The sequence below is a fragment of the Achromobacter spanius genome (genome assembly GCF_039673305.1).
GTDB classification, from domain to species: Bacteria; Pseudomonadota; Gammaproteobacteria; order Burkholderiales; family Burkholderiaceae_B; genus Achromobacter; species Achromobacter spanius_F.
This window is the reverse complement of sequence record NZ_JBDJLJ010000095.1, coordinates 1-11,280: the sequence shown is the minus strand read 5'-3', so window position 1 is coordinate 11,280 and position 11,280 is coordinate 1. Positions and strand designations below refer to the sequence as shown.

Annotated in this window: 11 protein-coding genes and 1 pseudogene; 4 read left to right on the top strand and 8 right to left on the bottom strand. The window is 67.4% G+C overall.

Going from position 1 to position 11,280, the window contains the following annotated elements; translation table 11 throughout:
• Positions 1 to 459: pseudogene (locus ABE485_RS30375) on the bottom strand (MFS transporter); the annotation flags it as partial.
• Positions 460 to 604: 145 nt separating this feature from the next.
• Between ABE485_RS30375 and ABE485_RS30370 the strand changes: the two are divergent.
• The 4 genes from ABE485_RS30370 to ABE485_RS30355 all read left to right on the top strand — a co-directional run bounded on the left by ABE485_RS30370 (position 605) and on the right by ABE485_RS30355 (position 5,374).
• Positions 605 to 2,608 (top strand): SpoIIE family protein phosphatase, encoded by a 2,004-nt coding sequence (locus tag ABE485_RS30370; protein ID WP_346518965.1) that lies wholly within the window; start codon positions 605 to 607, stop codon positions 2,606 to 2,608.
• Complete coding sequence (locus tag ABE485_RS30365) at positions 2,605 to 3,777, top strand: ABC transporter substrate-binding protein (RefSeq protein ID WP_346518964.1); 1,173 nt, start codon at positions 2,605 to 2,607, stop codon at positions 3,775 to 3,777. The genes ABE485_RS30370 and ABE485_RS30365 overlap by 4 nt, the downstream gene beginning before the upstream one ends.
• A gap of 234 nt (positions 3,778 to 4,011) precedes the next feature.
• On the top strand, positions 4,012 to 4,584 hold the full coding sequence (locus ABE485_RS30360; protein WP_346518963.1) for a hypothetical protein: 573 nt from the start codon (positions 4,012 to 4,014) through the stop codon (positions 4,582 to 4,584).
• A 223-nt stretch (positions 4,585 to 4,807) separates the two neighbouring features.
• Positions 4,808 to 5,374, top strand: a complete 567-nt coding sequence (locus ABE485_RS30355) for an RNA polymerase sigma factor (RefSeq protein ID WP_346518962.1) — start codon at positions 4,808 to 4,810, stop codon at positions 5,372 to 5,374.
• Positions 5,375 to 5,396: 22 nt separating this feature from the next.
• On the opposite strand, the gene sctC is transcribed toward ABE485_RS30355, so the two are convergent.
• The 7 genes from sctC to sctQ all read right to left on the bottom strand — a co-directional run.
• The gene (sctC, locus tag ABE485_RS30350) at positions 5,397 to 7,292 is read right to left on the bottom strand and encodes a type III secretion system outer membrane ring subunit SctC (RefSeq protein ID WP_346518966.1); all 1,896 of its coding nucleotides are present in this window, start codon (positions 7,290 to 7,292) and stop codon (positions 5,397 to 5,399) included.
• A 47-nt stretch (positions 7,293 to 7,339) separates the two neighbouring features.
• Complete coding sequence (locus ABE485_RS30345; RefSeq protein ID WP_346518961.1) at positions 7,340 to 7,735, bottom strand: CesT family type III secretion system chaperone; 396 nt, start codon at positions 7,733 to 7,735, stop codon at positions 7,340 to 7,342.
• A complete protein-coding gene (gene sctU / locus ABE485_RS30340; protein ID WP_346518960.1) occupies positions 7,732 to 8,790 on the bottom strand; it encodes a type III secretion system export apparatus subunit SctU in 1,059 nt (352 codons plus the stop codon). The genes ABE485_RS30345 and sctU overlap by 4 nt, the downstream gene beginning before the upstream one ends.
• Complete coding sequence (gene sctT, locus ABE485_RS30335; protein WP_346518959.1) at positions 8,787 to 9,587, bottom strand: type III secretion system export apparatus subunit SctT; 801 nt, start codon at positions 9,585 to 9,587, stop codon at positions 8,787 to 8,789. Before sctT ends, sctU begins: the two co-directional genes overlap by 4 nt.
• 13 nt (positions 9,588 to 9,600) lie before the next feature.
• Entirely contained in the window at positions 9,601 to 9,867 is a 267-nt protein-coding gene (sctS, locus tag ABE485_RS30330; RefSeq protein WP_008163300.1) for a type III secretion system export apparatus subunit SctS, read from the bottom strand.
• 7 nt (positions 9,868 to 9,874) lie between these two features.
• On the bottom strand, positions 9,875 to 10,546 hold the full coding sequence (gene sctR, locus ABE485_RS30325) for a type III secretion system export apparatus subunit SctR (RefSeq protein WP_346518958.1): 672 nt from the start codon (positions 10,544 to 10,546) through the stop codon (positions 9,875 to 9,877).
• Positions 10,543 to 11,280 (bottom strand): type III secretion system cytoplasmic ring protein SctQ (gene sctQ, locus ABE485_RS30320; protein WP_346518957.1); only part of this gene is annotated, 738 nt, incomplete at its 5' end. The genes sctR and sctQ, both read right to left, overlap by 4 nt.

Here is an 11,280-nt window from a genome sequence, read left to right as displayed (position 1 = left end):
GTGCGCGCCCCCCCCCGCCAGCGGCGCGGCAAGCGTCACCGCGCTTTCGCCCCCTGACATCCGCGCGCCGGAGGGCGGGCGCGACGCGCCCGCATCGCGCGCTCCGCCGGACTGCAGGGCCTTGGCCAGCGCAATGGCGCCATCGGGCAGTTCGCCTTGCAACGCCAGCGTCTGGCCGTCGGCCAGCAGCACCGCCGCGCCGCGCAGGTCGCGCGATCCCGCGACGCTGTCGCGCAGGCTATCGCGCAGGCCAAAGAATTGTTCGATGGGCTTGCCCAGCCGCAAACCGTTTTCGATGTTGCCCGCCGCGCGGCGGGCAGTGACTTCCACGCGATCGGCCGTGGTGTCGACCACCAGGCGGTTCAACGCGGAAAGGCTCAGCGCGCCGATGAGCGCCTGCGCCAGCAGCAGCACGGCCAGACAGGCCAGCGTGACTTCAAGCACCGGGCGGCGTTTCAAACCTTCCAGCACAAGTTGAATTGGTTCGCTACGCATGGGACCGGAACACCGCAAAGTATTTACACACGGGCACCAATGGTATTTACAATTAATGCAAATTGCATCTTTTTTCACACCGCCTTCCCCATCGCCCACCCCTGCCTCCATGCCGTTCCGGTCGCTGCGTAGCAAGATTTTTCTACTGGTCGTGGCGATTCTCGTGGCGGTTGCCGCGTTCGTCATGCTCACCACGCAGCGCAACGTGACGCGCACGGTGATGAACAGCGAACGCCACGCCGTCAGCAACGTGATGGAGCTGGTGCTGCGCGACGCCGAGGCGCGCTGGGGCGCGCTGCTCACCGACAAGATATCCACCGTGCGCAGCGGTCGCCGCCAGCTCATGCAGACCGGCACCGTGGTGGCCGCCGCGCTGAATTCCTACGCCGACATGGCCGAACGCGGGATCATGACGCCGGGCGCGGCCAAAGGCATGGCGCGCGCGTGGATCAACCGCCTCAACCTGGGCGACCGGCGCTACGCCTTCGTCTACGACGCCGACTTCCAGGTGCTGGCCAGCGGCAATCCCCAGATGATCGACCTCGACCTGTCGGACGTGTCGGACTTCAAGAACCGTCCGCTGGCGCAGGCCCTGTACGAAGAAAGCCGCACCTCCGGCTACGGCTTCGCCATCTACCGCTGGCCGCCCGCCGCGCAGCGCGCGGACAGCGAAACGCGCTACGCCTATTTCGGCTACTTCCGTCCCTGGAACTGGGTGTTCGCGATCACCGACAGCGCGCACGACGTCATCGAACAGATCCAGACGCGGCGGGAACAGATGGAAAGCTCGGTGCGCGGCACGCTGTCGCGGCTGACCCTGGCGCAATCGGGCTTCATCTTCATTACATCCGACGACGGCAGGATGATCGTGCCGCTGCCGGAAAAGCAGGCGGGCCTGCTGGACGCCACGAATCCGCAAGGCGACACCCTGCGCACCCTGCTGGCGCGCCAGAAAGGCGGCGGCGAACTGCAGAGCCTGTCGTTCGACGGCGGCGGCGGTCCCTGGCGCATCGACAGCGCGCGCTTCGCGCCGCTGGGCTGGACGCTGGTCGCGGCCGTGCCCGAAAGCGACCTGACCGCGCCGGCGCGCGAACTGCTGAACCGGCAGGCCCTGATCTTCGTCGGCATGATGCTGGTTGCGCTGATCTGCGCCTGGCTGATGGCCGCGCGCATCGTGCGTCCGCTGGAAACGCTGACGCGCTATGCGCGCGCGTTGCCCGAACAGGACCTGACCGCGGCGTCCAGCGTGCCCGCGCACATCGCGGCGCTGCCCAACCGGCACAAGGACGAAGTCGGCCGCCTTGCCGCGTCGTTCCTGTTCATGGACCACAAGCTGCGCGAGAACGTGGCGCGGCTGATGCGCGAAACGACCGCCCGCGAGCGCTTCGAAAGCGAGCTGAACATCGCCCGCGCCATCCAGCTTGGCCTGCTGCCCGTGCCGCTTTCCACGGCGATCCGCGAACAGGTCGACCTGAACGCCGTGATGCTGCCGGCCAAGGAAGTGGGCGGCGACCTCTACGATTACTTCACGCTGCCCGACGGGCGGCTGTGCCTGGCCATCGGCGACGTCTCCGACAAGGGCGTGCCCGCGGCGCTGTTCATGGCCGTGACGCGCACGCTGATCCGCGCCACCGCCGAGGACGAGACCGACCCGGCGCTGATGATGCAGAAGATCAACAACCGCCTGTCCGAAAACAATCCCAACATGATGTTCGTCACGCTGCTGCTGGGCGTGCTGGACCTGGCCACCGGCGAACTGCAATGGGCCAACGCCGGCCACCTGCCGCCGGCCGTGGTGGGTGCGGACGGCGTGGTGCGCATGCTGGAAGGCCGCAGCGGCCCGGCCTGCGGCGTGCAGGAAGACCTGACCTACCGCAGCCTGTCCACGGTTCTGGCGCCCGGCGAAATGCTGGTGGGCTACACCGACGGCGTCACCGAGGCCGTCAACCCGAACGACGCCCAGTACGGCGATCCCCGCCTGCTGGCCGTGCTGTCCAATCCCCCCGTCCCCTCGGCCAACCTGGCCAAGCGTCTGCTCGAAGACGTCCAGGCCTTTGCCGACGGCGCCGAACAATCCGATGACATCACGTTGATCGTGATCCGCCGCCCATGAAGAACTCGTTGTCCACCCTGGCGCTGTGCGCGGCCCTGCTGGCGCCCTCCGCGGGCATGGCGCAGGCGGCCCCGTCCCCTGCCCCCGCCGCCGCGCAGGCGCAGGTGTTCCCCACCAAGCCCACTGCCCGGCCCGACGGCAAGAAATGGCGCATCGGGTATTTCGAAAGCGGCGACTACAGCGAATATCCGCGCACCCTGCGCGTGACGGTCGACGGCTTGCAGAAGCTGGGCTGGGTCACCCTGCCCGCCATCCCCGACGGCCTGAACGGCGAACAGATGTGGGCATTCCTGGCCGACAACGCGCGCAGCGACACGCTGGAGTTCGTGCGCGACGCGTGGTGGCAGCCGGGCAACTTCGACGCCGCGAAGCGGCCTGCCGTGCGCGAGGCCATCAAGCGGCGCCTGGCCGACAAGCATGACCTGGATCTCATCATCGCCATGGGCACCTGGGCCGGCCAGGACATGGCCGGGATGGGCGCGCCGGTGCCGACCATCGTGGGATCCACCAGCGACGCCGTCGGCGCGCGCATCACGCGGTCGGCGCAGGACAGCGGCCTGGACAACCTGCACGCGCGCGTGCAGCCCGAACGCTACCAGCGGCAGGTCCGCCTGTTCCACGAGATCGTGCCCTTCAAGCGCCTGGGCCTGGTGTACGAAGACAGCCCGGAAGGCCGCACGTACAGCGCCGTCGAAGCCGTGGAGCAGGTCGCGCGCGAACAGGGGTTCGAAGTCCTGACCTGCAACGCGCCGTCCAACGGCATCGCGGCCGAAGCCGCCACGCGCAACGCCGTCGAATGCTATGCGAAGCTGGCGCCGCAGGTGGACGCCGTCTATGTCACCGTGCACCGCGGCGTGACGCCGGCTTCCGTCGACACGATCGCCGAGATCCTGCGCCAGGCGCGCGTGCCCAGCTTTTCGATGCTGGGATCCGAAGAGGTCAAGCACGGCCTGCTCCTCAGCCTGGCCCAGGCGGACTATTCTTATGTGGGCCTGTTCTATGCCGAGACCATGGCGCGCATCTTCAACGGGGCCAAGCCGCGCGAACTGTCGCAAGTGTGGATCGACCCGGCCAAGATCGCGCTGAACCTCGAAACCGCGCGCGTCATCGGCTTCGATCCGCCCGTGGACATCCTGCTGGCGGCCGACGAAGTCTACGAAGCGCAGTAACGGCATGGGCCCTTGCCGCCGCGGCGATGGCGCGTGGCGGCAGTAACAACGACGGTAACGTTTGACGTAACTCCATGTATCCATAACGGCCATGCGGCGGACAGCCGACCGTATGGCATAAAATGGGGAACGCATCATGCCCGTGGAACTAAAGCAGCACTTGGGTTACTCATGCCCACGAGCTACCAGACCTCTCTCGGGCCCGATACAGGACACGCCGGATTTTTTGGCTGCATGACAATTTCATCGGTTACCCCTTCATCGCCATTCGTCTCCCTGGACGCCTTCGCCAAAGCGGCGGAAGGCGCGCAGGATATATACGTCGAGATCTCGGGCGAAAAGCTGCAGGTCCTTGGCATGGGCGTCACCCCCAGCGGCCGCAGCGTGGCCTGGGTGGCTCCCGATGTGGACACCACCGCGATGTTCGCGCAGGCGCTGGCCCAAAGCTACGGCCAGGGCATCGCCAGCGCCGTGTCGCGCGAGCTGGGCCTGGAGCCCAATCCCGGCAAGCCCCTGTCTTCGCGCACGGTCGCCGCCGCGCTCGACATGGCCGAAACTTCCAGCCATGCCCTGTCGGGCGTGGACTTCATGACGCGGCTGGCGGCTTCCGCGGCCGCCAACACCCCCGCCTTCCAGCAGGCCTGCAACGATGCGGGCATCGCGCCGGCCAGCGTGGACACCGCCCGCCGCACCGCACTGGACGAGGCCATGCAGGCGCGCTTCGACCAGGCCGCCCGGTCGGGACAGAGTCCCGTATCGCTGGCCACCGCGGCCGGATGGCTGCGGGATCTGCTCAAGGCCGGCTAATTTCCGCCAGTCGGAATATGCGGCCGACGGTTTACTTGTTTTTACACATCCACGCCGAAAAACCCGAGTTTTAGCGCAATATTTCATGTTTCGAAATATTGTGACGCAGGTAAGCTGCGATAATTCGCCACACAAGTAGTAATTTGTAGCCTGGAACTCGTTTCTTTTCCCTCAGCCCATGACCAATCCGCGCGATTGCACGCCGGCTTCCCCGGAAGCGGACTTGCCGCCTCTTCGCCCAGACGGCGAAGAGCAAGGATGGGATTCGGGCAGCGAGTACCTGTTGCGCGACCTCGTGCGCGAACACTCCAGCCGCCTGCAGCGCTTCATCATCAAGCACATCGGCAACACCACCGAAGCCGAAGACCTCGCCCAGCAGGCGTTCGTCGAGGCGGCCCGTTCGCTGCGCAGCTTCCGCGGCGAATCCCAGCTCTCTTCCTGGCTTTACGGCATCGCGCTGAATCTGGTGCGCAACCACCTGTCGCGCGCCCCTGAACGCCGCCATGACTTCGTCAGCGACAGCGTCCTGCAGGACCACGCCTGCGCCGACCTGTCGCCCGACCGCATACTGGAACAGAACCAGACCATGGCGCTCCTGCAGGAGTCGCTGGACGAACTGCCCGAGAACATGCGCGACATCCTGCTGATGGTGGGACTGGACGATATCTCGTATGAAGAAGCGGCCGCGCTGCTGACCGTGCCCATCGGCACCGTGCGCAGCCGCTTGTCGCGCGCGCGCTCGGCGCTGCGCGACAAGATGGCCCAGAAGGGCCTGCGCCTGGACGACTAGATTTCCAGGCGCCAGGCGCGCCTTACGGCGCCCTGCCCGTCCCCGGCGCCGCCACCGGTTCCACCTGGATCACCGGCCCTTGCGTGGCCGACGACTTGCCTTGCAGGACCGGCTGCGCCACCGGCACGCCTTGCATCCAGTCCGACACGCGCAGCGGCCCGACGCTGACGCGCCCGGTCTCCACATTGGGCCCGAACAGCACACGCGTGCGCTGGCTTTGCGCCAGGTCCAGGTACTGGCCCGCCGTCATGCCCGCGCCGCCGCCCCACGTGGCGTCCAGCATCGGCGGGACGCTGGCCGCGCCCGGCTGGGCCACCACTTCGCCGTTGACGGCGACGACGCGAGGCCGGATGAGGAACAGCCGCTCGCGCCGCTGCACGGTCTTGGACTTGTTCGAGAAGAAGATGCCCAGGCCCGGGATGTCGCCCAGGAACGGCACCTTGTCCACCTGCTCGGAATTCTGGCTGCTGTTGTATCCGCCGATCAGCAGCGTCTGGTCATTGCCCACCACCGCCAGCGTGCTGATATTGCTCTTGCGCACGGTCGGCAGGCCGTCGATCGGGCGCTCTTCCTGGATGCGGCCGTCTTCGATGTCCACGGTCAGTTCGACGCGGGCACCTTCTCGCGATTCGATGTGCCGCGGCGTCACCCGAAGGGAGGTTCCGACCGTGACCGGCGTCACCGTCGCCACGCGCTCGCCGCGGGTCTGGATGTAGAACGTGTCCGACAGGTCGATCATGGCGCCCAGGTTGTCGGCCGTCAGGATCGAGGGCTGTGACAGGATGTTCGCCTGGCCCTTGGTCTGCAGCGCGCGCAGCCGCGCCACCAGGTTGGAACCCACGCTGACGCCGATCGTGCCCGGCGACAATGCCGCCGAGCCGTCCACGGGCAGGCCGCCGCTGGGCGTAAGCGCCAGGTTGCCGTAGCCGAAGCTCGTCGTGCCCGCGCGTGCGCCCCAGTTCACGCCCAGTTCGTTCACCAGGTCGGAGTTCACGTCGACGATCATGGCTTCGATCTCGACCAGCGTGCTCGGCAGGTCCAGCTGTTCGATCAGGCTGCGGTAGATGGGAATGCGGTCCGGGATGTCCTGCACGATGATGGCGTTGAGCCGGGCATCGGCCTGCACGGTGGGCTCGCGCAGGCGCAGCCCCGGCTTGCCGACGGGCACGGTCGCGCCGTTGGCCGCGGCGACGGTGGGCGCGCTGTCGGCGGCCGGGCCGCCGTTGACCTGCGGAAAGGACGGCGGGCTGTCGCGCAAGGGCGCGGCGATGGCCGCCAGGGTTTCGTTGTTGTTGCCGCCGCCCCCGCCCGTGATCAGGTTGCGCAGCACCGTCGACAGCCCCGGCGTCACGACCTTCTGGTCGCGGTAGCTGATGGTGCGGTCGTTCACCGACGCGTGCTTCAGGCGGAACACCGCCACCTGCTGGCCGCCCGCGCCCATCGGCAGCGCGGCCACGGTGCGTTCGACCAGGTCCACGTAGCCGGGCGGGCCCGACACCAGGGCGATGCCCTGGTCCGGCAGTTCGCCCCAGCCGAAGCGCGGGTCCAGAATGCCCAGCTGCTGCAGGGCCTGGCGCAGCGCGCTGATGGAACTGCCCATGGCGCTGACCGAGCGCGTCTTCATGTCGGTGGTGCGGCTGACGAACAGCGTGCCCGCATAGACGAACCAGTTGAACCCATACACCCCGCCCAGCCGGTCCAGGAATTCGGTGGGCGAGTTGGCGTTGAACTTGCCGTTGACGGTGCCCGACACGTTGGGGCCCATCTGCAGCGACAGGCTGAAGCCGCCGGCGAACTCGCGCAGCAGCGACTGCAGGTTCTCATCGCGGGCGTAGTAGCTGTAAGGCACATTGGCCCAGTTCGGCGCGGCCACGCTTGCGCCGCTCACGCCCAGCGACAGGGCTGTCGCCAGAATCATCCGCTTAAACACGCTTTCTCCTCGGGTGAAGGTCCCGGAATGCTTTTTCATGCCAGCCGCCGCACCGCGCCCGCCCAGAAGGACAGGGCGTTGGCGAACGCGCCGACGGCTTCGTCCAGCGCCAGGGGGCTGCTGTCCGGGCTCAAGGTCTGCTGCAGCCACAGCGTGCGCCCCTGCGGATCGACGACGCAGGAGGCCGCGTGGCGGCTCAGCATCCCCGCGGCGAGCTTGCCGATCTCGCGCATCAGCTCGTCGCGCGCCGCGCTCTGCTCGGGCAGGCTGCACAGGCGCGAGGTGATCGCCAGCCAGCCGTTGGGCGCGGCGTGCAGGTGGATGCGGAACGTGTCGTCGACCACCACGGTCAGCCGGCCGTCGGCGCGCTCGGGTAGCGGCATGCCGTGGCGGTTCACATAGGCGGCGATGAGGGGATGGACTGAACTCATGGCTGTGATTCCGGATTCGCGGCCAACTTGCGCACCAGCCGCAACACTTCGGCGACGGGTTCGATCAGCTCGCTGGGGATGTACTGGTCGGCCTGCGCGGTCGCCATCAGCGCGCGCGCAAGCGGAATGTTCTGCATGACGGGCACGCCCGCTTCGCGCGCGGCCTTCATCATCTGTTCGGCAAGCGCCCCCTCGCCCTTGGCAAGCACCCGCGGCAGCGGGGTCTCGTCGGGTTCGTAGTAGAGCGCGATCGCCAGGTGGGTGGGGTTGGTGACCAGCACGGTCGCCTTGCGCGCGCTGGAGACGGCGCCGTGCATCACCATTTCCTGGTGCAGATGCTTGCGCTTGTGCTTGATATGGGGGTCGCCCTCCATCTCCTTGAATTCCTGCTTGATGTCTTCCTTGCTCATCATCAGCCCCTTGCGGTACTGCATGCGCTGCCAGACAAAATCGGCCAGCGAGATCACCACGTAGGCGAACGCGATGTTCACCACCAGCGTGCGCATCATGCCGCCCACGCCCGCTTCCAGGCCCGCCAGGCCGCTGTGCGGCACCGCCATCAGCTCCGGCAGAGCATCGCGCACAACCAGGGTCACCAAAGCGGAGAGAAACGCGATCTTGATGATCGATTTCAGCAGCTCGACCAGATTCTTCTTGGAGAAGATGTTCTTCAGGTTCTCCATCACGTTGAGCTTCTTGGCCGAAGGCTTGAGCTTTTCGAACGCCAGCACCACGCCGACCTGAAGGAATTCCGAAAACATGCCCACGATCAGCACGATCAGCACGAACGGCAGCACCAGCGCCACGGCCTCGCGCAGCGCCGCGTCCAGCGCGGTGGGCAGCGCCTGCTCGAACGGCAGCCCCACCAGCGTGGCGGGTATCAGGATCAGCCGGCCCAGGGACTCGACGATGCCGTGCGCATTGCCCAGCATGTAACCGAACAGCGCCAGCACCAGCAGCGTCTGGGTGAAGTCCTTGCTGTGGGCGACGTCGCCCTTCTGCCGCGCGTCGCGCAGCTTTTTCCCGGTTGGCTGTTCTGTCTTTTCGCCGCTCATGGCGCCCGCCATTGGTTGTCGAGGAACGGCAGCGCCGAGCCGATCTGGCCGGTGGCCTCGGCGGCGTACTCGAACAGCGTGCTCATGTAGAGCACCAGCACCAGCAGGGCCAGCGCGCTCTTGATCGGCATGGCCAGGAAGAACACCTGGAGCTGCGGCGCGAAGCGGCTCACGAGCGCCAGGCCGACCTCGGCCAGGAACATCGCGACGATGGCCGGCGCGGCGAACAGCAGCGTCAGGCGCAGGAAGCGGCCAAGCTGGTCCAGCATCAGCGGGACGCTTTCCTTGCGCAGCGTGGGCGTCCAGTCCCACAGGTCCCACAGCCGGAAGCTGTCGTACAGCATGGTCAGCATCAGCGTGAAGCCGCCGCCCACCAGGAAGAACACCATGAAGGCCTGGTTGAACAGGATCCCCATGGGCGAGGAATCGTTGCCGGTGGCCGGATTGATCGTGGCGCCCAGGCTGGCGCCGCGCTGGTTGTCCACCACGAAGCCGACCGCCTCGAAGATCCAGAACGGAATGGCCACCAGAAAGCCCATGACCATGCCGACGAAGACCTCCTTGACCACGATCAGCGCGATCTCGACCGTGCCCAGGTCCATCGCGGCATAGCGCGGCGCCAGCGCCGGCACCAGCACGATGCCGATGGCGGCGCACAGCGCGTAGCGCAGCATGCCCGGCAGGAGCTGCCGGTTAAAGAGCGGCAGCATCGCGCACAGCGCCAGGATCCGGGGCTGCGTCATGGCCAGCGTGCCCAGGAATACCTTTGCTTCAGCGTAGGTGATGCCGGAAATCATGTGTCCGCCGCCCCTAGTGGATCTTGTAGAAGAGGTCGAACACGGAAATCGTGAAGTTGTAGAGCTCGGCGCTGAGCCAGCGCGCCGTCAGCATGATCGTGGCGAACACCGCGATCAGCTTCACCGCGAACGACAGCGTCTGCTCCTGGATCTGCGTCAGCGCCTGGAACAGCGAAAACAGCGTGCCGACGATGGCCGCCACCGCGATGGGCGGCAGGGACAGCCACAGCACCAGGTACAGCGCCTGGGTCATGTAAGAAACGAGATCGACGGTTCCCATGGCGCGCTCAACCGTAGGACAGCACCAGGCCCTGGATCAGCCGCGTCCAGCCGTCGACCATGACGAACAGGAAGAGCTTCAGGGGCATGGAGATCGTGACCGGGGAGACCATCATCATGCCCATCGCCAGCAGGATGTTGGACACGATAAGGTCGATGATGACGAACGGCAGGTACAGCAGGAAGCCGATCTGGAAGGCGGCCGTCAGTTCCGACACGAGGAACGAGGGGATCAGCACCAGGAGGTCGTCCTGCTTCAGGTTGCGGGCGGCCTGCTCGCCCCACAGCTCGCGCGCCGTGCGCACGAAGAAATCGCGCTGCTCGGGCCGGCTGTTCTTCATCATGAACGCTCGCATGGGCTCGGCGCCGCGCGCCACCGCGTCCATGATGCCTTCCAGCCGGTCGGGGGCCGCCGCGCCGGGGGCCACGGCCGCGGGCGGCGCGCGCAGCTCGTCGCCGATCTGCATCACGACCGGCCCCATCACGTAGGCCGACAGGATCAGCGCCAGGCCGTACAGCGCCATGTTGGGCGGCACCTGCTGCACGCCCAGGGCGTTGCGCACCAGCGTCAGCACCACCGCGATCTTCAGGAACGACGTGGTCATGACCGCGGCCAGCGGCACCAGCGCCAGCAGCGCCAGGACGACGGCCAGGCTGATCGGATCCGCACCGCCGCTCATGCGCCCGCCCTGCCCACGCTGCGCAGCGTCACGCCTATCCGGCCGTCGATCTCGACCAGTTCGCCCGTGCCCAGCAGTGCGCCGTTGGCCCGCACGATCACGGGACCGTCGGCCAGCGGACGTTCAAGGTCGAAGGTTTCGCCGGGTTGAAGCCGGCGCAGCTCGCCCAGCGTGATGTGGCGCTCGCCCAGCTCGAACGTCAGGCGCACGGGAACGGCGTCGATATCGAAAGGCGTCTGCGCGCCGGCTTCGGCATCCGCCGGCGATTGAGGCGTCTCGGTCATAAGGGAAGTCCAGCCTTGGGTAACGAGGTATGAAGAATGTTCGGCGCGCACGCGCAGGCCTTGCGCGCCGGCGGCCAGCCAGAGCTCGCCTTCCGGCGAGACCAGGTACTGGTCCAGGAAGACGGTGTCGCGCGCCTGCAGGCTGCGCAGTTCGCCGGCCGGCATGTCCGTCCAGCCCAGCCGCGCGGCCACGCGCACCGGCACCGCGTCCGCGTCGATGCCGTTGTCCGCCGGCGCGGCCGCGCCGATCAGTCCGGCCAGCAGCATCAGTCCCAGTCCGTCGGCTTCCAGGCTGGCGTAGACGGTGTCGCCGTTCACGGGATTGCGGGCGGCGAGCGTCCAGGACTGCGGCAGCGGCGCGGCTTCGCCGCCCAGCGCGACGACGCGCGCCGGGCCGCCCGGCGACGCGGCGCTCAGGGCCGCCATCGCGTCGGCCAGCAGGCCCTCGAT